Source organism: Fusobacterium massiliense (assembly GCF_900095705.1).
GTDB lineage: Bacteria > Fusobacteriota > Fusobacteriia > Fusobacteriales > Fusobacteriaceae > Fusobacterium > Fusobacterium massiliense.
Map to the genome: position 1 here is coordinate 309,169 of NZ_LT608327.1, position 22,076 is coordinate 331,244.

Below are 22,076 nucleotides of genomic sequence, written 5' to 3' on the forward strand. Positions count from 1 at the left end.
CTGGTATAAGATTGAGATTTCTCAATCTTATAGTAGTTTATAAAGATTAGGAGGGATTTTTGTGAGCAAAGTAATGTCATTACACGATGCAATAGCAAAATATGTTGAATCGGGAGATAGTTTATGTTTTGGAGGTTTTACAACAAATAGAAAACCTTATGCTGCTGTTTATGAAATTATAAGACAAGGTCAAAAAGATTTCATAGGATACTCAGGACCAGCTGGTGGAGACTGGGATATGTTAATAGGGTGTGGAAGAATTAAAGCATTCATTAACTGTTATATAGCAAACTCTGGTTATACAAATGTATGTAGAAGATTTAGAGATGCTATTGAAAAGAAACATAACTTATTACTAGAAGATTATTCACAAGACGTAATAATGTTAATGTTACACGCTTCTTCATTAGGTTTACCATATTTACCAGTAAAATTAATGGAAGGTAGTGACTTAGAATATAAATGGGGAATAAGTGCAGAAATCAGAAAGACAATTCCTAAATTACCTGATAAAAAATTAGAGAGAATACCTAATCCATTCAAAGAAGGAGATGAAGTTATAGCAGTTCCAGTTCCAAGACTAGACACAGCTATAATTTCTGTTCAAAAGGCTTCTATTAATGGAACTTGTTCAATTGAAGGAGATGAATTCCACGATATAGATATAGCTATTGCTGCTAGAAAAGTAATAGTTATAGCTGAAGAAATTGTAACTGAAGAAGAAATTAGAAGAGATCCTTCTAAAAACTCTATACCAGAATTTTGTGTTGATGCAGTAGTACATGCTCCATACGGTGCACACCCATCTCAATTATATAACTATTATGATTATGACCCAGCATTCTATAAAATGTATGACTCTGTAACTAAAACAGATGAAGATTTTGATAAATTTATACAAGAATGGGTAATAGATGTTAAAGATCATGATGGATATCTTGCAAAATTAGGATTACCTAGAGTATCTAAATTAAGAGTTGTTCCAGGATTCCAATATGCTGCAAAATTAGTTAAGGAGGGGGAATAATAATGGCAAAGAATTATAAAAACTACACTAACAAAGAAATGCAAGCTATTACTATTGCTAAAGAAATAAAAGATGGACAAATCGTTATAGTAGGAACAGGATTACCTTTAATAGGTGCAACAGTTGCTAAAAATAAATTTGCCCCAAATTGTAAACTAATAGTTGAAAGTGGACTTATGGATTGTAGTCCAATAGAAGTTCCAAGAAGTGTTGGAGATTTAAGACTTATGGGACATTGTGCTGTACAATGGCCAAACGTAAGATTTATTGGTTTTGAAACTAATGAATACTTAAACGGAAATGACAGAATGATAGCTTTTATAGGTGGAGCACAAATCAACCCTTATGGAGATTTAAACTCAACAATAATCGGTGAAGATTATGTAAAACCAAAAACAAGATTTACTGGTAGTGGAGGAGCTAATGGAATAGCTACTTATTCTAATACAGTAATAATGATGCAACACGAAAAAAGAAGATTCATAGATAAAATTGACTATGTAACAAGCGTTGGTTGGGCTGGAGGACCAGGAGGAAGAGAAAAATTAGGACTTCCTGGAAACAGAGGACCATTAGCAGTAGTTACTGACAAAGGAATTTTAAGATTTGATGAAAAAACTAAGAGAATGTATTTAGCTGGATACTATCCAGGAGTTACAATAGAAGATATTGTTGAAAACACTGGATTTGAACTTGATACTTCAAGAGCAGTTCAACTTGAAGCTCCAAGTGAAGAAATAATCAAAATGATAAGAGAAGACATTGATCCAGGTCAAGCATTTATAAAAGTTCCAGTGGAAGAATAATAGTTTAGATAAAAGGAAAAGTTTATAATTTATAGACTTTTCCTTATTCAAAATATAGTAAAAGAAAAGGAGAAAATAGATGAATTATTCAATGCCTAAATATTTTCAAAATATGCCACAAGTTGGTAATACATTAGCAAACATTGATGAAGCTAATGAAACAGCAGTAAGAGAAGTTGAAGCAGCTATAGCTGAAAGCATAGAAGCAATGCAACAAGCAGGAACACCTGATGAAAAAATTCATGATAAAAATCAAATGACTGCATTAGAAAGAATAGCAGAATTAGTTGATGAAGGAACTTGGTTTCCTTTAAATACATTATACAATCCAGAAGATTTTGAAACTGGAACAGGTATAGTAAAAGGATTGGGAAGAATCGAAGGAAAATGGGCTGTAATCGTTGCATCAGACAATAAAAAAATAGTTGGAGCATGGGTACCAGGACAAGCAGATAACTTATTAAGAGCTTCTGATACAGCTAAATGCTTAGGAATTCCACTAGTTTATGTATTAAATTGTAGTGGAGTTAAATTAGACGAACAAGAAAAAGTTTATGCAAATAGAAGAGGTGGAGGAACTCCATTTTATCGTAATGCTGAATTACAACAATTAGGAATACCTGTAATTGTTGGAATTTATGGAACTAATCCAGCAGGTGGAGGATACCATAGTATCAGTCCTACTATCTTAATAGCTCATAAAGATGCTAATATGGCAGTTGGAGGAGCAGGAATAGTTGGTGGAATGAATCCAAAAGGATTTATAGATATGGAAGGTGCTATTCAAATTGCTGAAGCAACTGCAGCAGCTAAAAAAGTTGAAGTACCAGGAACTATTCATGTACATTATGACAAAACTGGATTCTTTAGAGAAGTATATGATGATGAAGTTGGAGTATTAGAAGGAATAAAAGAATACATGAGCTATTTACCAGCTTATAACTTAGATTTCTTTAGAGTTGATGAACCAACTGAACCAGTATTAGATCCTCAAGATTTATACTCTATAATACCAATGAACCAAAAGAAAATTTATAACATTTACGATGTAATTGGTCGTTTATTTGATAACAGTGAATTTTCTGAATACAAAAAAGGATATGGACCAGAAGTTGTAACTGGACTTGCAAAAGTTGACGGATTATTAGTAGGAGTTGTTGCAAATGCACAAGGTTTATTAATGAACTATCCTGAATACAGAGAAAAAGCAGTAGGTATTGGTGGTAAATTATATCGTCAAGGACTTATAAAAATGAGTGAATTTGTAAATCTATGTTCAAGAGATAGATTACCAATAGTATGGTTACAAGATACAACAGGTATAGATGTAGGAAACCCAGCAGAAGAAGCTGAATTATTAGGATTAGGACAATCATTAATATATTCAATAGAAAACTCTGGAGTACCTCAAATAGAAGTTACATTAAGAAAAGGATCTGCAGCAGCTCACTATGTATTAGGAGGACCACAAGGTAATAATACAAACGCTTTTTCTTTAGGAACTGCAGCAACTGAAGTATATGTAATGAACGGAGAAACAGCAGCTTCTGCAATGTTCTCAAGAAGACTTGCAAAAGATCATAAAGATGGAAAAGATTTACAACCTACAATCGATAAAATGAATAAACTTATCAATGAATATACAGCTAAATCTAGACCAGCTTATTGTGCTAAAACTGGTATGGTTGATGAAATAGTACCTTTATATGATATTAGAGGATATATAACAGCTTTTGCTAACTCTGTATATCAAAATCCTAGATCAATTTGTGCTTTCCATCAAATGATTTTACCAAGAGCAATAAGAGAATTTGAAACTTACACTAAAAGATAAGAATACTTAAAGTAGAAATAAAAAGAAAAGAGGAAATATGGGAGAAATAAACGTAATAAAAGTAAGCATGTTTGAAACGCTAATGTTAGCAGTATTAGCAATATATTTTGGGGAATTTTTAAGAAAAAGAATACCAGTACTTGTAAAATATTGTTTACCAGCATCAGTTGTTGGGGGAACTATATTTTCAATAGTAACTTATGGACTATATGCAGCAGGAATTGTTGAGCTAGAATTTGATTATAAAACAGTAAATACATTATTCTACTGTATATTCTTTGCAGCGAGTGGTGCAGCAGCAAGTATGGCACTTTTAAAACAAGGTGGGAAACTAGTTGTAATATTTGCAATATTAGCAGCAGTTTTAGCAGCATTACAAAATACAGTTGCATTAGGTGTAGGATATTTTATGCATGTTGATCCATTAATATCAATGATGACTGGAAGTATACCAATGACTGGTGGACATGGAAATGCAGCTTCATTTGCTCCAATAGCAGTTGAAGCAGGAGCCTCTGCAGCAATGGAAGTTGCTATTGCATCAGCTACATTTGGATTAATTTCAGGTTGTATAATAGGTGGACCATTAGGAAACTTTATAATTAAAAGACACAAACTTACAAATCCTGAACTAGATGGTGCAGGAGAAAAAGCTGAAATGACTGGAGAACAATCTACTGGTATATTAATGAATGGTTCTCAAGTAGTTAATGCCGTTTTCCTAATGTGTATAGCTATCGGTATAGGACAAATTATAACAAATGGTTTAGCAGCTATTAATGTAAAATTCCCTATACATGTAAGTTGTATGTTTGGTGGAATTTTAATTAGACTATTTTATGATAGAAAAAAAGGTAATCATGATGCCCTATATGAAGCTATAGATACTGTTGGAGAATTTTCATTGGGATTATTTGTGTCAATGTCAATTATAACAATGAAATTATGGCAATTATCAGGATTAGGAATGGCATTAATGGTATTATTACTAGCACAAGTAATATTTATTATTTTATTCTGTTATCTATTAACATTCAAATTATTGGGTGGAAATTACGATGCAGCAGTAATGGCAGTAGGACATACTGGTTTTGGACTAGGAGCTGTTCCAGTTGCAATGACAACTATGCAAACTGTTTGTAAAAAATATAGATATTCAAAATTGGCATTCTTTGTTGTACCTGTAATTGGAGGCTTTATAAGCAATATATCGAATGCAATAATCATTACTAAGTTTTTAGATTATGCAAAAATATTACATGCTGGATGGATTGGATAATTTTATTTATTTTTAAGGAAAGGATAGTATAACAATGAGTAATGTATTTACTATGGGAATAGATGTTGGTTCGACTGCATCTAAGGCTGTTATATTAAAAGATGGAAAGGAAATAGTTGCAAAAGCAGTTATCTCTGTTGGAACAGGTACAACTGGACCATCAAGAGCAATTAAATCTGTTTTAGAGCAAGTTGGATTAGACTCAATAAGTCAACTTCAAGGAGCTGTTGCAACTGGTTATGGAAGAAATTCGTTGGAGGAAGTTCCAGCTCAAATGTCCGAATTATCTTGTCATGCAAAAGGGGCATATTTTCTTTTTCCTAATGTTCATTCAATAATAGACATCGGAGGACAAGACTCAAAAGCATTAAAAGTTGGTGACAACGGAATGCTTGAGAACTTTGTTATGAATGATAAATGTGCTGCAGGAACTGGAAGATTTCTTGATGTTATAGCAAAAGTACTAGAAGTAGAACTAGGAGATTTAGAAAAATTAGATGAACAATCTAAAGTAGATGTTCCAATAAGCTCAACTTGTACAGTATTTGCTGAATCAGAAGTTATTTCACAACTTGCAAAAGGAACAAAGATTGAAGATATAGTAAAAGGAATACACACAGCTATAGCTAGTCGTGTTGGAAGTTTAGCAAAAAGAATAGGTATAAAAGATGATGTTGTTATGACTGGTGGAGTTGCTCTAAACAGAGGAATGGTTAGAGCTTTAGAAAAAAACTTAGGTTTTAAAATTCATACTAGTGAATATTGTCAATTAAATGGAGCAATAGGAGCAGCGCTTTTTGCTTATCATAAATATACTATGGAACATGGGAATTAATTTTACTTAGATTTTAATTAAAACTATTATAAAAACTAAAAACAGTTTAGAGTCAAAATATAACCTTTCCTTGTTTTTAGTTTTTATAACTAATATAAGATAAAAATAGTAATTTTAAAATATGTAAATTATGCATTAAAAGAAATAGGAGGAAACAAAATGGCTAAAATGGAAAAATTACCTAATAAGACACCTAGACCAATAGAAGGACATAAACCGGCAGCAGCAATCTTAAGAGGAGTTGTTGATAAAGTTTATGATAATGCTTGGCAAGCTAAAAAGAGAGGAGAATTAGTAGGGTGGAGTTCTTCAAAATTCCCTATCGAACTTGCAAAAGCATTTGATTTAAATGTTGTATACCCAGAAAACCATGCAGCTTCTGCAGCAGCTAAAAAAGATGGATTAAGACTTTGTCAAGCAGCAGAAGATATGGGATATGACAATGATATTTGTGGATATGCAAGAATAAGTTTGGCATATGCAGCTGGAGAACCAACTGATGCAAGAAGAATGCCTCAACCAGACTTTTTATTGTGTTGTAATAATATCTGTAATATGATGACTAAATGGTATGAAAATATTGCAAGAATGCATAACATTCCATTAATAATGATAGATATACCTTTTTCAAATACTGTTGATACTCCAGAAGAAAAAGTTGATTATTTAGTAGGACAATTTGATCATGCTATAAAACAATTAGAAGAATTAACAGGAAAGAAATTTGATGAAAAGAAATTTGAAGCAGCTTGTGATAGAGCAAACAGAACTGCTTCAGCTTGGTTAAAAGCTTGTAAATATATGGGATATAAACCATCTCCATTAAGTGGATTCGATTTATTTAACCATATGGCTGATATAGTTGCAGCAAGATGTGATGAAGAAGCAGCTATGGGATTTGAATTACTTGCTGATGAATTTGAACAATCTATAAAAGATGGAACATCTACTTGGGAATATCCAGAAGAACATAGAATACTATTTGAAGGAATTCCTTGTTGGCCAGGATTGAAACCATTATTCGAGCCATTAAAAGATAATGGTGTAAACGTAACTGCAGTTGTTTATGCTCCAGCATTTGGATTTAGATATCACAATGTAAGAGAAATGGCAGCAGCTTACTGTAAAGCTCCTTGTTCTGTATGTATTGAAACAGGAGTTGAATGGAGAGAAACTATGGCTAAAGAAAATGGTATAAGTGGAGCACTTGTAAACTATAACCGTAGTTGTAAACCTTGGAGTGGTGCAATGCCAGAAATAGAAAGAAGATGGAAAGAAGATTTAGGAATTCCAGTTGTTCACTTTGATGGAGACCAAGCTGATGAAAGAAACTTCTCAACAGAACAATATAATACAAGAGTTCAAGGGCTTGTTGAAATAATGCAAGAAAGAAAAGAAGAAAAGTTAGCTAAAGGTGAAGAAGTATACACTAACTTTGAAAATACTAAAGAAACAGATTGGTCAAAACCAACTTTAAAAGATTAATATAGGAGGAGAATGAGAAAGATGGCTGAAATTAAGGAATTGTTGGAACAATTTAAGTACTATGCAGAAAACCCAAGAAAGCAATTAGATAAATATCTTGCTGAAGGTAAGAAAGCAGTAGGAATATTCCCTTACTATGCACCAGAAGAAATTGTTTACGCAGGTGGAATGGTTCCGTTCGGTGTATGGGGAGGACAAGGACCTATTGAAAAAGCAAAGGATTATTTCCCTACTTTCTATTACTCACTAGCACTAAGATGTTTAGAAATGGCTTTAGATGGAACTTTAGATGGATTATCTGCATCAATGATTACTACATTAGACGATACATTAAGACCATTTTCACAAAACTATAAAGTAAGTGCTGGAAGAAAAATACCTATGGTTTTCTTAAATCATGGTCAACATAGAAAAGAAGAATTTGGTAAAAAATATAATGCTAAAATATTCAATAAAGCTAAAGAAGAATTAGAAAAGATTTGTGATGTAAAAATTACAGATGAAAACTTAAAGAAAGCATTCGTTGTTTATAATGAAAATAGAGCAGAAAAAAGAAAATTCATAAAATTAGCAGCTTCTCACCCACAATCAATAAAAGCTTCTGATAGATCTAATGTTTTAAAAAGTTCATATTTTATGCTTAAAGATGAACATACAGCTCTATTAAAACAATTAAATGAAAAATTAGAAGCATTAGCTGAAGAAAAATGGGACGGAGTAAGAGTAGTAACTAGTGGAGTTATTACTGATAACCCAGGACTTTTAGAAGTATTTGATAACTATAAAGTATGTGTAGTAGCTGATGATGTGGCTCATGAATCAAGAGCATTAAAAATAGATATAGATTTATCTATTGAAGATCCTATGTTAGCTCTTGCAGATCAATTTGCTCGTATGGACGAAGATCCAATACTTTATGACCCAGATATATATAAGAGACCTAAGTATGTGTTAGACTTAGTTAAAGACAATAAAGCAGATGGTTGCTTACTATTTATGATGAACTTCAATGATACGGAAGAAATGGAATACCCATCATTGAAACAAGCATTTGATGCTGCTAAAGTTCCATTAATCAAAATGGGATATGATCAACAAATGGTAGACTTTGGACAAGTAAAAACACAACTTGAAACATTTAATGAATTAGTACAATTAAGCAGATGGTAGGAGGGAGAAAATGGACCAAAATTTATGGGAATATGATGATTTCATATTTAAAGGTGACGAACTAAAAGGAATGACAGCAAAAGGTAAGGATAAAGTAAAAACTGGAGGTCAAACTGATTTAGTAATACCTGCAACTACTCCTGACGGATTACCTGTTAAAAAAATAGCTGATAATGCTTTTTATAGAAGAGGGTTAACTTCTGTTGTAATACCTGAAACTGTTGAAAGTATAGGATATGATGCTTTTGGTGTATGTAAATTAAAAGAAGTAAAATTACCTGAAGCATTAGTTAATATAGAAGGTTTTGCTTTCTATAGAAATAAATTAACTAAAGTTGAATTTGGAAGCAAAGTAAAAAAATTAGAACCAAGCTCATTTGCACTAAATGAACTTTCAGAAATTTCTTTACCAGAAGGCTTAGAATACATTGGAGCATCTGCATTTTTCAAAAATGCTTTTTCTTCAATAACTATACCAGCTTCAGTTCAAAAAATAGATATGTATGCTTTCAAAAAAAATAATATAGGAAAAGTTGTTGTACCAAGTACAGTAAACTTACATATTAATGCCTTTGAAGCTAACACAACTGTTGAAAGAGCTTAGTTAAAATAAAAATATAAATTTTAGAATGTACCATTGTTGATGAAACTTTGGTACATTTTTTATTGTATTCTATAGGAAAGTATAAAAAATAAAATACTTATTAGTCTCTGACGTCCGTATTAGTTCGAAGAGCCTGTGTTCATTCAGCTCGTAGAACTCATACGGCTGTCAAGAGACTTTTTAAAGTATAAAATTAATATAAAAATTATTCTTCGACGTTCCTTATTACTCTGGAGAACATTTCAGTGAGTTTAGAAGAGTTGTATGGTTATTAGGAGTCTTTGTTTATCACTTTTTTATTTTTTTAAAATATGCTAAAATAAAAATAAAAAGGAAATAATATGATAAATAAAATAAAAATAAAAACATTTTTTTTAAACTCACTACTTTTTATATTTCTTTATAAAATCTCAGAAATTTATTCAAAAGGATTAAATAATATTCCTTCCGTATATATGGAGTGGGAAAAATCTATACCTTTCATCCCTATATTTATTATTCCTTACATGACATCAGGAATATTATTTGCAATATCATTTTTTATTTTTAATGATGAAAAAAAATTGATAACTTATTCAAAAAAAACAGCAACTTTAACAATATTATCTGTTATTTTATTTTTTATTTTTCCATTACAATTCAGTTTTGAAAAACCAGTAGTAAACAATTTTTTTTATAAAATATTATTTAAAAGTTTAGCAATGTTTGATAGTAATTTTAATCAATGTCCTTCATTACATGTTAGTTATTCATTTATGTATATCTATGTTTTTTTTAAAGAATTAAAAACAAAAATTAAGTATTTTATTTGTATTTGGAGCTTTTTGATATCAATATCAGTATTATTTGTTTATCAACATCATTTTATTGATTATATTGGAGGCTTAATAATGTTTATAATAGTTACTATTATTTATAGGAAATAAAATCTAATGCTATAACTCATAAAGATATATGTTATAATGTAATAAAATAAAAATCAGGAGTATATATGCAAAAGATATTAATAACAGGAGCAAGTTCAGGAATTGGTAGAGAATTAGCTAAAATTTTAGCTAAAGATATGAAAAAAATCTTTTTATTAGCTCGTTCTATTGAAAAATTAAAAGAATTAAAAGAAGAATTAGAAAATATATATCCAAATTTAGAATGTGAGACATTAAAATTCGATTTATCAGATATAGAGTACATAGATAATATTGTAGAGAAATGTGATGTTGATACAGTAATAAACTGTGCTGGATTTGGTAGATTAGATAAATTTTTAAATATATCATTGGAAGAAGAAATTAAAACTATAAATGTAAATTATGTAGCTCCGATAGTTTTAACAAGAAAATATATAGATAAATTTTTAAAAGAAAATAAAGGATTAATAGTAAATATCTGTTCAACAGCAGCACTTTATTATCATCCTTATATGAATATTTATTCTTCAACTAAAGCAGGGCTACTTCATTATTCTTTAGGAATAGATGAGGAATTAAAAAGTATGAAATCTAATGTGAGAGTTTTATCAATTTGCCCAGGTCCGACTGAAACAAATTTTTTTGATAAAAATATTCAAAAAAAATTTGGAAGTTCACAAAAATTAATGATGTCAGCTCAAGATGTTGCTAAGGAAATTATAAAATCTATAGATAAGAAAAAAACTTTTTCTATAATAGGTTTTAGAAATAAAATTTCTATGTTTTTATTAGATATATTACCTATTTCAATGCAACTTAAATTGTTATCTATAATATTAGGAAAGGTATTAAAATGAAAATATTATTTTATATTATACTAATACTTACAATAATTTTATTTGTTTTAAAATTATTATTTTCTGTTTTTTATTATTATAAAATAAATAAAAAAACAAAAGATGAAATAGATGAAAGTAAGTATACAGTTTTACAGCCTATTTTATCAGGAGATTCGAGACTCGAAGAAACTTTAGAAGAAAATTTAAGAAATACTTCAAATATGTTATTTATTTGGTTAGTAGATAAATCAGACAGTGAGGCAATTAGGATAGTTAAAGAAATTTCAGAAAAAGAAAAATATTTAGAAAGAATAGTAAATATATACTTAGATGATGTTCCTCAAAATATTAATCCTAAGATTTTTAAATTAGCTCAAGGCTTAAAATATATAAAAACTGAGTATACGATTGTTTTAGATGATGATTCTGTATTAGATATAAAAAAAATGAATGAGATGAGCCTATATGAAAATACTCAAGAAGAATTGATAGTAACAGGGATTCCTTATAACTATAATATAAGTGGTTTTTTCTCAAAAATGATATCAGCTTTCATTAATAGTAATTCTATTTTTACATATTTTTCTATGTCATTTTTAAATGAAAATAAAACAATAAATGGTATGTTTTATATAATAAAAACTGAAATTTTAAAAAAATATAATGCTTTTGAAGAAATAAAATATTGGCTATGTGATGATTTAGCACTTGCAACTTATTTATTATCAATGGGAGTAAAGATAAAACAAAGTACAATTTTTTGTAATGTAAGAAATACTGTGCCAAATCTTAGAAAATATATTTTACTAATAAAAAGATGGTTATTATTTGGAAAAATATATATGAAAAATGCCTTTTCAATAAAGTTTTTATTTATAATATTTCTTCCAATTTCACTACCAGCTATATTATTGTTTTATAGTTTTTATTTAGGGATAGATTATATAATACTAATTTTTAATTTATTTGTTGGAAAAGTTGTACTTTATTACATCACAAGAAGAATAATATATAATGATAGAGGTAGTAAGAATAAATTAGAAGAGATAGAAGAAATATCCTTGGAGTTAGTTAGTGAACTATTACTTCCTTTTTTAATAATATATACATTTTCAACCAAGCCTACAATAGTATGGAGAAATAAGAAAATAAAAGTTATAGATGGGAAAATACATTATGAAATTTAATGAATATTTAGAAAAACTAGAAAGTTTAGATACAGCTAAAACTTTGCTAAAAGAAGATAAAATTGTTTTGGTAATAAGTGGAAGTAGTGATTTGAGTTCAGCAAGTCTAGAACCCGATAGATATGAGCTTTTAAATATTTTCAAAAAATATGGCTATACTATAGTAGATTCTAATTTTCCTTATAACGAAGATTTTCCATATAAAGATTATAAGGAAATAAATATTTTAAAAGCTAGTTGGTCAAATATTTTCTATTACCCTCAAACCTTATATAATAAAAGGTTTAAAAAACAAATATTGAGACATCTAGAACCAATTAGGGAACTTAAAGAAGTAGTCATAATTTCACAGAGTTCAGGACTTAATATTTGGAAAAAATTTATGAAAATATCAAATTTTCAGAATGAAAATATAAAAATATTTGCTTTAGGAGCATTTGCTAAAGGATATGGAAGCATAAAAAATACTCTCGTATTTAAAGGTTCTTTTGATATCTATTCTTGGCTTTTAGATTTTCATAAGACAGATGTTATTGTAAAATGTGGACATATGGGCTATTTTAAAAGTAAAGATGTACAAGAAAAAATAGAAGAGTATTTGAAAAATAACAACAGTAAAATAAGTTGGGAGGAATTTTGAAAGTATTATTAACAGGTGCTACTGGTTTTTTAGGGAAATATATAGTAGAAGAATTAAAAAATAATTCTTATGAAGTTATTGGATTTGGTAGAAACGAAAAAATTGGAAAAGAATTAGAAGATAAGAATGTTAAATTTTTTAAAGGAGATATAAGAAATAAAGAAGAACTATATGAAGCTCTTAAAGGTTGTAAAGCCGTTATACATTCAGCAGCACTTTCTACAGTTTGGGGAAAATGGGAAAATTTTTATAATATAAATGTTGTTGGTACAAAAAATATTGTAGAAATATGTGAAGAGAAAAAAATAAAATTAGTCTATATATCTTCACCAAGTATTTATGCTGGAGCCAAAAACCAGCTAGATGTAAAAGAAGAGGAAGCTCCTAAAAAAAATGATTTAAACTACTATATAAAAACTAAAATTCTGGCTGAAAAAATAATCAAAGAATCTTCCTTAGACTATATTATTATTCGTCCAAGAGGACTTTTTGGGATAGGAGATACAAGTATAATCCCAAGACTTTTAAAATTAAATTCAAAAATAGGTATACCTCTTTTTAATGATGGAAAACAAAAAGTAGATGTAAGTTGTATTGAGAATGTTGCCTATGCAGTAAGGTTAGCTTTGGAATGTAAAAAATATACTAGAACAGTATATAATATAACTAATGATGAGCCTATGGAATTTAAAGAAATTTTAAATTTATTCTTTAATGAATTAGGAGAAAAAGCAAAATATTTAAAATGGAATTATAATTTAGTTTTACCATTTGTAATTTTATTAGAAAAAATTTATAAAATTTTTAAAATTGAAAAAGAACCAGCACTTACAAAATATACTCTATATTTAATGAGATATAGTCAAACTTTAAATATAGATAAGGCAAAACGAGAACTTAATTATAAGCCTAAAATTTCAGTATATGAGGGAGTAAAAAAATATGTCAAGTATACAAAAAATAGAGAAAATTAAATATTTCTCTTGTGGTTATTGTACAAATAATCTAAAAAAAGTTTTTAAAGGACAGCCTTCAAAAATTTTAGATTTTTATGCTGGTGTATTTTTAATTAAACATAAAGAACAAGGCTATATTTTATATGACACAGGCTATTCTATGGAAATTTTAAGGAATAAGCTAAAATATCTTCTTTATAGATTTGCTAATCCTATCACATTAAAAAGAGAAGATATTATAGACTATCAATTAGAAAGAAATGGAATAAAAAAAGAAGAAATAAAGTATATTATAATATCTCATTTACATCCTGACCATATAGGTGGATTGAAATTGTTTCCAGATTCTAAAATTATAATTACAAAAAAATGTTATCTTGATTACAAGAAGAAAAAAAATAGTATATTGATATTTGATGAGTTATTGCCAAAAAATTTTGAGAAAAGGTTGATTGTAATAGATAGTTTTAAAAATAATGAATGTTTTAAATATAAAGAGAGCTCAGACTTGTTTAATGATGGTTCAATGATGATAGTTGAGATAGATGGACATACAAAAGGCCAAGCTTGCTTATATTTTCCAGAAAGTAAATTATTGATAGCTGCTGATGTTTCTTGGGGGACAAATTTTTTATCATTAACTGAAAAAATGACTTGGATAGCTAGAAAAATACAAAATAATTTTTATGAATATAAAAAAGGAAATGAACTTTTAAGAGAAGTAATAGAAAATGGAATATCTGTAATTGTAAGCCATGATGAAAGAGAAAAAGTGATAGAAATTTTAAAAAAATGTATGGAGAGATATAATGCAAAAAATTTTTAATATTATAGTTACTTTTATAAAAGTAAGATATTTTAGAAAATGGACTTCAAGAGAAAAATTATTAAAATATCAAGAGAAAGAAATAAAAAAACATTTAAAATTTTTAAAAGAAAAATCACCTTACTTCAAGGAGCATGAAATAGATAATAATTTTTCTATGGATAAAGAATTTATGATGAAAAATTTTAATAACTTAAATACACTGGGAGTAATAAAAGAAGATGCAATGACTGTGGCTATAAATAGTGAAAAAACAAGGGATTTTTCTCAAAAATATAAAAATATTTCTGTTGGCTTGTCATCAGGAACTTCGGGACATAGAGGAATATTTATTACAACTCAAAAAGAACAGGGAATTTGGGCAGGAACTATACTTGCAAAAGCACTTCCTAAAAATGATATTTTTGGGCATAGAATAGCTTTCTTTTTAAGAGCCGATAACGACTTATATAAAAGTATAAATTCATTTTTTATAAGTCTTAAATATTTTGATACTTTTAAAGGTATTGAGGAACATATTGAAAATTTAATTAAATATAAGCCAACAATTATTGTAGCTCCTCCATCGATTTTACTTTTACTTTCAAAAAAAATAGAAAATGAGAAACTTGAAATTAAAGTGAAAAAAGTAATATCAGTTGCAGAAATATTGGAAGAAAAAGATAAGGAATATATAAAAAAACAATTTAAACTTGAAGTAATTCATCAAATTTATCAAGCAACAGAAGGTTTTTTAGCTTGTACTTGTGAATTTGGGAATCTTCACTTAAATGAAGATTTAATAAAATTTGAAAAAAAATATATAGATAAAAAAAGATTTTACCCAATAATAACTGATTTTAAAAGAACAAGTCAACCATTTATAAATTATTATTTAAATGATATCTTGATTGAAGATAGAGAAAGTTGTCCTTGTGGCTCTTGTTTACAAAAAATTGAAAAGATTGAAGGAAGAGCAGATGATATTTTTGTTTTCATTACTAAAAATAACAAGAAAATAACTGTGTTTCCTGATTTTATAAGAAGGACAATACTATTTGTTGAAAATATAACAGAATATCAAGTATTTCAAATAAGTCATAAAACTTTGGAAGTTGCTGTTTTAAATTTAGACGAGAAACAAGAAAAAAATATAAGAGAAGAATTTTTTAAACTATTTAAAAAATTAGATATAGTTGATGTAGAAATAAATTTTATAGAATATAAACTAGACAACACAAAAAAGATGAAAAGAATTTGTCAAAAAATGAAGAAAGAGGATTTGAGATGAGAAAAATTAAAATAAGAGCTTATGGTTGTGCATTGCCAGAAAAAATTATATATTTTAAAAATCAAAAAAGATATAAGATAGGAGCTAAGGAAACTCAACTTTCTCTAATAGAAAAAGCAGTAAATAATGCTTTAAAAAATGCCGAGTTAAGTATAGATGACATAGACTGTATTGTCTCTGCTTGTGCAGTTGGCTTACAACCTATACCTTGTACAGCAGCCTTAATTCATGAGAGAGTAGCTAAAGGAAAAGATATTCCTGCTTTAGATATAAATACTACTTGTACTAGTTTTATGACAACTTTAGACACTATGTCTTATCTATTGGAAGCTAGTAGATATAAAAGAATTTTAATTGTATCGGCAGATGTTCCATCAAAAGCTTTAAATCCAAATCAAAAAGAAAGTTATGAACTTTTCAGTGATGGAGCAGTAGCATATTTAATTGAAAAAACAGATGAAGAAATAGGTATAATAGATAGTGTGCAAAAAACTTGGTCAGAGGGAGCACATTCAACAGAAATAAGAGGTGGTCTAAGTTTGTATCACCCCGAAAATTATACAGAAAAAACAAAAGAAGAATATATGTTTGATATGAATGGGAAAAAAATATTATCTCTTTCAATAAAAGAAATTCCAGAACTATTGAATAATTTTTTAAGAAAAAATGATTTGAAAATTGAAGATATAGATATGGTTATTCCACATCAAGCCAGTATTGCTATGCCATTAGTCATGGAAAAAATGGGAATAAAAAAAGGAAAATATATTGATGAAGTAGAAGAATATGGAAATATGGTATCTGCTTCAGTACCTATGGTATTAGCTCATGCTTTAGAAAAGAATATTATAAAAAAAGGAAACACTCTACTTTTAATTGGCACAGCAGCTGGACTGACTACAAATATGATTATTATAAAAATATAGTATTTTAGAGTGATTTTTTAGTAAAAATAATTAAAAAAGGCAAACCAAAATTTTAAAAGGTTTGCCTTTTTATTTCTATATACAACTATAAATTTAGAAAAAATGTGATAAAATAGAAATAAAATATTTATTTTTTTAGGAGAATATCATGAGAAAGAAATTTTTTTATTTATTTACTTTATTATTTTTAATTTTTAACTTCACACTTAATGCTTCTGAAGCAAAAGAAGAATATATTTCTGGAAAAATTATAAATCTAATTTCTGTAGAAAAACCGACTACAGAAGATGAAAGTGTAAAAGAAATTCAAAAATATAATGTTAAGTTACTTGAGGGAAATGACAAGAATGAAATTATAGAGGTAGATTTACCCATCTATAAAAATACTGAGTACAATATTGGAGCTGAAGTTGGTGATAAGGTTGTAATATACAAATCTTTTCAAAATTATGAAAACAATGAAAGTAAAATAGAATACTATATTTCTGATATAGATAAAAGGACAGATATCTATATAATGCTAGGAATATTTGGAGTTTTAATATTAGTAATTGCAAAAAAGAATGGAATTAAAGCTATGGTAGCTCTTGTTACTACTATATTTTTTATAGTCTTTATTTTTATACCAGCAATACAAAAAGGAAATTCTCCTATATTTTTTGCTGTTTTAACTTGCATATTCTCATCACTTATTACAATCTCATTTACAATGGGAATAAATAAAAAGTTCTTAGTTGCTCTTTTAGGAACTATTTCTGGAGTAGTCATTTCTGGATTACTTTCATATATTTTTACATATAAAATGAGAATTAATGGATATTTAGATTCTGATATTTTAGCATCTGCTTATCTTTTTAAAAATATAAATCTTAAAGAATTAATTCCAGCAGGAGTAATAATAGGAAGTTTAGGAGCTGTTATGGACGTAGCAGTATCTATAACATCTGCCATTAATGAACTATATGAAACTAATGAAAAGTTGACAAAAAAATCTATATTTAAATCAGCATTAAATATAGGAAATGACATAATTGGAACGATGATAAATACACTTATCTTAGCATATATTGCTAGTTCATTATTTACCTTGCTTTTAATATATATTCAAGCAAATGATTACCCAGCAATTAGAATTTTGAATTACCAAGATATTGCAGTTGAAATTATGAGATCTGTTTGTGGAAGTATAGGAATATTAATTGCTATACCTATAACAGCTTTTATAGGTTCGAATCTATTTTCTTATAAAAAAAGTATAAGTTCTCCGAACTCAAAATAAAAAAACTTTCTTGACTGTACTGATACCAAAAAGTTGGACAAATTAATTTAACTTACTAATAAGGATTGACTTCTGTAAGAAGCAGGAGTTAATCCTTTTAATTTTTATATAGGAAAATATAAAATTAAATAGCAAAATTAGTCTCTGATGTCCGTATTAGTTCAAATAGCCTATGTTTATTGAGCTCGTAGAACTCATACAGCTATCAAGAGACTTTATTTATACACTTTTATATAGAATAAAAAAATCATATAGAATAATGAAAAGATTTTTATTTACTAGATTTTTTATGTCATTTATGGTATTATAAAATGAATTTTAAATATAAAGAGAGGTATGAAAATGTTTGATAAATTAGAAGAAGTTGTTGCAAGATATGATGAGCTAAATAAGTTATTAGTTAGTCCAGAGGTTCTTGCTGATTCTAAAAAAATGATAGAATATAATAAAGCTCTTAATGATATCACAGGAATTGTTGAAAAATATAAAGAGTATAAAAAGTATGTAAACGATATAGATTTTATTAAAGAAAGTTTTAAAACTGAAAAAGATCCTGATATGAAAGAAATGCTTAATGAAGAATTGAAAGAAGCTGAAGAAAAATTACCAGAACTTGAGAATGAATTAAAGGTATTACTTCTACCAAAAGATAAAAATGATGACAAAAACGTTATAGTGGAAATTAGAGGTGGAGCTGGTGGAGATGAAGCTGCTCTATTTGCAGCTGATTTATTTAGAATGTATTCTAGATATGCTGAAAGAAGAAAATGGAAAATAGAAATTATTGAAAAGCAAGATGGAGAACTTGGAGGATTAAAAGAAGTTGCCTTTACAATTATCGGTCTAGGAGCTTATTCAAGATTAAAATTTGAATCGGGAGTTCATAGAGTACAAAGAGTGCCTAAGACAGAAGCTTCTGGAAGAATTCATACTTCTACTGCAACAGTTGCTGTTCTTCCAGAAATAGAAGATATTCAAGAAGTTAAAATAGATCCAAAGGAATTAAAAATTGATACATACAGATCTGGTGGAGCTGGAGGTCAACACGTAAATATGACAGATTCAGCTGTTAGAATTACTCACTTACCAACAGGAATAGTTGTTCAATGTCAAGATGAAAGATCTCAATTAAAAAATAGAGAAAAAGCAATGAAACACTTGATTACTAAACTTTATGAAATGGAACAAGAAAAACAAAGAAGTGAAGTTGAATCTGAAAGAAGACTACAAGTTGGAACAGGGGATAGAGCTGAAAAAATTAGAACATACAATTTTCCAGATGGAAGAATAACTGATCATAGAATAAAACTTACTGTACATCAATTAGAAGCATTTTTAGACGGGGATATTGATGAAATGATTGATGCACTTATAACATTCCATCAAGCTGAATTACTTTCTGCTTCTGAGGCATAATTGAATTTACTTGAAATATTAAAATTTTCTGAAGAGTATTTGAAAAAATACTCTTTTTCAAAACCCCGTTTAGAAGCTGAAAATTTAGTTTCATATGTATTAAATCTCAATGATAGGCTTACTTTATATATTTATCATGAAAGAACTTTAACAGAAAACGAAAAAAATCAAATAAAATATTATTTAAAAAAAATGATAGAAGAAAATAAGAGTTTCAATGAAATTAAAGAGTATAGAAAAAACTTTTCAGAAGAAAATAAGGAAATCTTAAATAAGTCTATTGATTTTTTAAAGAAAAATGGAGTAAGTTCTGCAAAATTAGATGCTGAATATATATTTGCTCATGTCTTAAAAATAGATAAAAATATTTTGACTATGGAGCTTTCAAAAGAAATTTCAGAAGAAGATAAAAATAAAATAAGAGAGCTTATTATATTAAGAGGGAAAAATAGAAAACCTCTTCAATACATTCTAGGTGAGTGGGAGTTTTATGGATTACCTTTTAAAACAGATGAAAGAGCTTTAATTCCAAGACCTGACACAGAAATATTAGTTGAGAATTGTATAATTAAATTAAAAGAAAAAAATAAACCATTAGTTTTAGATATAGGGACAGGAAGTGGTGCTATTGCAATAAGTATAGCTCATGAAGTACCAGAAGCATTAGTATTAGCAGTTGATATTTCCGATAAAGCCCTTGAACTTGCAAATGAGAATAAGCAATTTAATCAAATTTCTAATTTAAAAATTATGAAATCTGATTTATTTCAAAATATTAAAGAAGATGTAAAGTTTGATATGATTATATCTAATCCACCTTATATTAGCTTAAATGAATTTCAAACATTAATGCCAGAAGTAAAAAACTATGAACCGAAGAATGCACTTACTGATGAAAAAAATGGTTTGTTTTTTTATGAAGAAATTTCTAAAAAAGCTAAGAATTATTTAAAAGATGATGGAATATTAGCATTTGAGATTGGATACAACCAAGCTAATGATATTAGTAAAATTTTAAAAGACAATAAATATTTCATAGACTCTCTTATAAAAGATTACGGGGGTAATGATAGAGTAATTATAGCAACTCCTATGTTAGAAATAGAAGGAGATGAAGAAGATGTCGACTTATCTGAATGACTATGACTACTATTTACCTGATGAACTTATAGGTCAAAAACCAAGAGAACCTAGAGATTCTGCTAAACTTATGTTAATAAATAGAGCAAATGGAAACATTGAACATAAAAATTTTCATAATATATTAGATTATTTGAAAAAAGGAGATGTTTTAGTTAGGAATGCCACTAAAGTTATTCCAGCTAGAATATACGGACATAAAGAAACTGGTGGAGTATTAGAAATATTACTTATAAAAAGAGTGGAATTAGATACATGGGAATGTCTATTAAAACCAGCTAAAAAATTAAAATTAAATCAAAAACTATATATTGGTGAGAATAAAGAATTAGTTGCAGAACTTATAGAAGTAAAAGATGATGGCAATAGAATTTTAAAGTTTTCTTATAAAGGGAATTTTGAAAGCATATTAGATAAGTTAGGCTCTATGCCTTTGCCACCATATATTACTAAAAAATTAGAAAATAAAGACAGATATCAAACTGTCTATGCAAGTAGAGGAGAGTCAGTTGCTGCCCCAACTGCAGGATTACACTTTACAGAAGAGCTTTTAAGAAAAATTTCAGAAAAAGGTGTAGAGATAGTTGATGTGTTTTTGGAAGTTGGTTTAGGAACTTTTAGACCTGTTCAAGTAGAAAATGTTTTAGAACATAAAATGCATGAAGAATTTTTTGAAATTCCAGAAGTAGCAGCTCAGTTAATAAATAAAGCTAAGAAAGAAGGAAGAAGAGTAATATCTGTTGGCACAACAGCAACTAGAGCATTAGAATCTTCTGTAAATGAAAATGGTGAACTTATAGCTCAGAAAAAAAATACTGGAATTTTTATTTATCCTGGCTATAAGTTTAAAATAGTAGATGCATTGATAACTAATTTTCACTTACCAAAATCTACTTTACTTATGTTAGTTTCAGCATTTTATAACAGAGAAAAGATGTTAGATATATATAATTTAGCAGTAGAAGAACAGTATCATTTTTTTAGTTTTGGTGATAGTATGTTTATCTATTAATTAGAAGTGAGGTAAAAGATGAGAATAATAGCTGGAGAAGCTAAGAATAGGAAGATTAGCACTAGAAAAGGTTTTGATACAAGACCTACTCTTGAAAGTGTTAAAGAATCTTTATTTTCAATAATTGCACCATACATTGAAGATTCAAATTTTCTTGATTTATTCAGTGGAAGTGGGAGTATATCTCTTGAAGCTTTAAGTAGAGGAGCAAAAAGAGCTGTTATGATAGAGAAAGATTCAGAAGCTTTAAAATATATTATAGAAAATATAAACAATTTAAATTTTAGTGATAGATGTAGAGCCTATAAAAATGATGTAATAAGAGCAATAGAAATTTTAGGAAGAAAAAAAGAAAAATTTGATATAATTTTTATGGATCCACCTTATCAAGATAATGTTACAAAAAAAGTTCTTAAAGCAATTGAAAAAGCAGAGATATTAGCAGATGATGGACTTATTATTTGTGAGCATCATTTATTGGAGGAATTGGAAGATAAGGTTTATTGTTTTACAAAGACTGATGAGAGAAAATATAATAAAAAAGTAATAACTTTTTTTACTTATTCTAATTAAAGTCTCTTGACAGCCGTACTAGTTCTACGAGCTCAATATAAAATTTTAAAAAAAGGAGAACACC

The 22,076-nt window shown here is 28.1% G+C and carries 21 protein-coding genes; all 21 read left to right on the forward strand.

Going from position 1 to position 22,076, the window contains the following annotated elements:
* Window positions 1-61: 61 nt before the first annotated feature.
* Window positions 62-1,027 carry a glutaconate CoA-transferase subunit A gene (gene gctA, locus BQ2505_RS05865; protein WP_074016842.1) on the forward strand — a complete coding sequence of 322 codons (966 nt, stop codon included), beginning with the start codon at window positions 62-64 and terminating at the stop codon, window positions 1,025-1,027.
* A 2-nt stretch (window positions 1,028-1,029) separates the two neighbouring features.
* Window positions 1,030-1,833 (forward strand): glutaconate CoA-transferase subunit B, encoded by an 804-nt coding sequence (gene gctB, locus BQ2505_RS05870; RefSeq protein WP_074016843.1) that lies wholly within the window; start codon window positions 1,030-1,032, stop codon window positions 1,831-1,833.
* Window positions 1,834-1,912: 79 nt separating this feature from the next.
* Window positions 1,913-3,667, forward strand: a complete 1,755-nt coding sequence (locus BQ2505_RS05875) for an acyl-CoA carboxylase subunit beta (RefSeq protein ID WP_074016844.1) — start codon at window positions 1,913-1,915, stop codon at window positions 3,665-3,667.
* 37 nt (window positions 3,668-3,704) lie between these two features.
* Window positions 3,705-4,946: a sodium/glutamate symporter gene (locus BQ2505_RS05880; protein WP_074016845.1), complete on the forward strand. Its 1,242-nt coding sequence runs from the start codon at window positions 3,705-3,707 to the stop codon at window positions 4,944-4,946.
* Between the two features lie 34 nt (window positions 4,947-4,980).
* Complete coding sequence (locus BQ2505_RS05885; RefSeq protein ID WP_074016846.1) at window positions 4,981-5,781, forward strand: acyl-CoA dehydratase activase; 801 nt, start codon at window positions 4,981-4,983, stop codon at window positions 5,779-5,781.
* A 159-nt stretch (window positions 5,782-5,940) separates the two neighbouring features.
* Window positions 5,941-7,266, forward strand: a complete 1,326-nt coding sequence (locus tag BQ2505_RS05890) for a 2-hydroxyacyl-CoA dehydratase subunit D (RefSeq protein WP_074016847.1) — start codon at window positions 5,941-5,943, stop codon at window positions 7,264-7,266.
* A 21-nt stretch (window positions 7,267-7,287) separates the two neighbouring features.
* The gene (locus tag BQ2505_RS05895) at window positions 7,288-8,436 is read left to right on the forward strand and encodes a 2-hydroxyacyl-CoA dehydratase subunit D (RefSeq protein ID WP_074017335.1); all 1,149 of its coding nucleotides are present in this window, start codon (window positions 7,288-7,290) and stop codon (window positions 8,434-8,436) included.
* A gap of 10 nt (window positions 8,437-8,446) precedes the next feature.
* Window positions 8,447-9,040: a leucine-rich repeat domain-containing protein gene (locus BQ2505_RS05900; RefSeq protein ID WP_074016848.1), complete on the forward strand. Its 594-nt coding sequence runs from the start codon at window positions 8,447-8,449 to the stop codon at window positions 9,038-9,040.
* Between the two features lie 341 nt (window positions 9,041-9,381).
* Entirely contained in the window at window positions 9,382-9,966 is a 585-nt protein-coding gene (locus tag BQ2505_RS05905; protein WP_074016849.1) for a phosphatase PAP2 family protein, read from the forward strand.
* A 65-nt stretch (window positions 9,967-10,031) separates the two neighbouring features.
* Window positions 10,032-10,805, forward strand: coding sequence for an SDR family NAD(P)-dependent oxidoreductase (locus BQ2505_RS05910; protein ID WP_074016850.1), 774 nt, complete (start codon window positions 10,032-10,034; stop codon window positions 10,803-10,805).
* Window positions 10,802-11,974, forward strand: coding sequence for a glycosyltransferase (locus BQ2505_RS05915; RefSeq protein ID WP_074016851.1), 1,173 nt, complete (start codon window positions 10,802-10,804; stop codon window positions 11,972-11,974). The genes BQ2505_RS05910 and BQ2505_RS05915 overlap by 4 nt, the downstream gene beginning before the upstream one ends.
* Window positions 11,964-12,614, forward strand: coding sequence for a hypothetical protein (locus BQ2505_RS05920; RefSeq protein ID WP_074017336.1), 651 nt, complete (start codon window positions 11,964-11,966; stop codon window positions 12,612-12,614). The genes BQ2505_RS05915 and BQ2505_RS05920 overlap by 11 nt, the downstream gene beginning before the upstream one ends.
* A complete protein-coding gene (locus tag BQ2505_RS05925; protein ID WP_074016852.1) occupies window positions 12,611-13,588 on the forward strand; it encodes an NAD-dependent epimerase/dehydratase family protein in 978 nt (325 codons plus the stop codon). The genes BQ2505_RS05920 and BQ2505_RS05925 overlap by 4 nt, the downstream gene beginning before the upstream one ends.
* Window positions 13,557-14,396: an MBL fold metallo-hydrolase gene (locus BQ2505_RS05930; RefSeq protein WP_074016853.1), complete on the forward strand. Its 840-nt coding sequence runs from the start codon at window positions 13,557-13,559 to the stop codon at window positions 14,394-14,396. Before BQ2505_RS05925 ends, BQ2505_RS05930 begins: the two co-directional genes overlap by 32 nt.
* Complete coding sequence (locus BQ2505_RS05935; protein WP_074016854.1) at window positions 14,380-15,666, forward strand: F390 synthetase-related protein; 1,287 nt, start codon at window positions 14,380-14,382, stop codon at window positions 15,664-15,666. The genes BQ2505_RS05930 and BQ2505_RS05935 overlap by 17 nt, the downstream gene beginning before the upstream one ends.
* A complete protein-coding gene (locus BQ2505_RS05940) occupies window positions 15,663-16,592 on the forward strand; it encodes a 3-oxoacyl-[acyl-carrier-protein] synthase III C-terminal domain-containing protein (protein ID WP_074016855.1) in 930 nt (309 codons plus the stop codon). The genes BQ2505_RS05935 and BQ2505_RS05940 overlap by 4 nt, the downstream gene beginning before the upstream one ends.
* Before the next feature lie 148 nt (window positions 16,593-16,740).
* Window positions 16,741-17,871, forward strand: a complete 1,131-nt coding sequence (locus tag BQ2505_RS05945; protein ID WP_074016856.1) for a YibE/F family protein — start codon at window positions 16,741-16,743, stop codon at window positions 17,869-17,871.
* A 342-nt stretch (window positions 17,872-18,213) separates the two neighbouring features.
* On the forward strand, window positions 18,214-19,287 hold the full coding sequence (gene prfA / locus BQ2505_RS05950) for a peptide chain release factor 1 (protein ID WP_074016857.1): 1,074 nt from the start codon (window positions 18,214-18,216) through the stop codon (window positions 19,285-19,287).
* Window positions 19,288-20,427: a peptide chain release factor N(5)-glutamine methyltransferase gene (gene prmC / locus BQ2505_RS05955; protein ID WP_074016858.1), complete on the forward strand. Its 1,140-nt coding sequence runs from the start codon at window positions 19,288-19,290 to the stop codon at window positions 20,425-20,427. It abuts the gene before it with no gap.
* A complete protein-coding gene (queA, locus tag BQ2505_RS05960) occupies window positions 20,408-21,439 on the forward strand; it encodes a tRNA preQ1(34) S-adenosylmethionine ribosyltransferase-isomerase QueA (protein ID WP_074016859.1) in 1,032 nt (343 codons plus the stop codon). The genes prmC and queA overlap by 20 nt, the downstream gene beginning before the upstream one ends.
* An 18-nt stretch (window positions 21,440-21,457) precedes the next feature.
* Window positions 21,458-22,012: a 16S rRNA (guanine(966)-N(2))-methyltransferase RsmD gene (gene rsmD / locus BQ2505_RS05965; protein ID WP_074016860.1), complete on the forward strand. Its 555-nt coding sequence runs from the start codon at window positions 21,458-21,460 to the stop codon at window positions 22,010-22,012.
* Window positions 22,013-22,076: the final 64 nt, after the last annotated feature.

Excerpts from the sequence above, each read along its gene's own strand:
- gctB (WP_074016843.1), top strand. The coding sequence starts at position 1,030 with ATGGCAAAGAATTATAAAAACTACACTAACAAAGAAATGCAAGCTATT.
- BQ2505_RS05930 (WP_074016853.1), top strand. The coding sequence starts at position 13,557 with ATGTCAAGTATACAAAAAATAGAGAAAATTAAATATTTCTCTTGTGGT.
- queA (WP_074016859.1), top strand. The coding sequence starts at position 20,408 with ATGTCGACTTATCTGAATGACTATGACTACTATTTACCTGATGAACTT.
- BQ2505_RS05935 (WP_074016854.1), top strand. The coding sequence starts at position 14,380 with ATGCAAAAAATTTTTAATATTATAGTTACTTTTATAAAAGTAAGATAT.
- BQ2505_RS05910 (WP_074016850.1), top strand. The coding sequence starts at position 10,032 with ATGCAAAAGATATTAATAACAGGAGCAAGTTCAGGAATTGGTAGAGAA.
- BQ2505_RS05920 (WP_074017336.1), top strand. The coding sequence starts at position 11,964 with ATGAAATTTAATGAATATTTAGAAAAACTAGAAAGTTTAGATACAGCT.
- prfA (WP_074016857.1), top strand. The coding sequence starts at position 18,214 with ATGTTTGATAAATTAGAAGAAGTTGTTGCAAGATATGATGAGCTAAAT.
- BQ2505_RS05895 (WP_074017335.1), top strand. The coding sequence starts at position 7,288 with ATGGCTGAAATTAAGGAATTGTTGGAACAATTTAAGTACTATGCAGAA.
- BQ2505_RS05940 (WP_074016855.1), top strand. The coding sequence starts at position 15,663 with ATGAGAAAAATTAAAATAAGAGCTTATGGTTGTGCATTGCCAGAAAAA.
- BQ2505_RS05945 (WP_074016856.1), top strand. The coding sequence starts at position 16,741 with ATGAGAAAGAAATTTTTTTATTTATTTACTTTATTATTTTTAATTTTT.
- BQ2505_RS05875 (WP_074016844.1), top strand. The coding sequence starts at position 1,913 with ATGAATTATTCAATGCCTAAATATTTTCAAAATATGCCACAAGTTGGT.
- BQ2505_RS05905 (WP_074016849.1), top strand. The coding sequence starts at position 9,382 with ATGATAAATAAAATAAAAATAAAAACATTTTTTTTAAACTCACTACTT.
- BQ2505_RS05885 (WP_074016846.1), top strand. The coding sequence starts at position 4,981 with ATGAGTAATGTATTTACTATGGGAATAGATGTTGGTTCGACTGCATCT.
- rsmD (WP_074016860.1), top strand. The coding sequence starts at position 21,458 with ATGAGAATAATAGCTGGAGAAGCTAAGAATAGGAAGATTAGCACTAGA.
- BQ2505_RS05915 (WP_074016851.1), top strand. The coding sequence starts at position 10,802 with ATGAAAATATTATTTTATATTATACTAATACTTACAATAATTTTATTT.
- BQ2505_RS05880 (WP_074016845.1), top strand. The coding sequence starts at position 3,705 with ATGGGAGAAATAAACGTAATAAAAGTAAGCATGTTTGAAACGCTAATG.
- BQ2505_RS05890 (WP_074016847.1), top strand. The coding sequence starts at position 5,941 with ATGGCTAAAATGGAAAAATTACCTAATAAGACACCTAGACCAATAGAA.
- BQ2505_RS05900 (WP_074016848.1), top strand. The coding sequence starts at position 8,447 with ATGGACCAAAATTTATGGGAATATGATGATTTCATATTTAAAGGTGAC.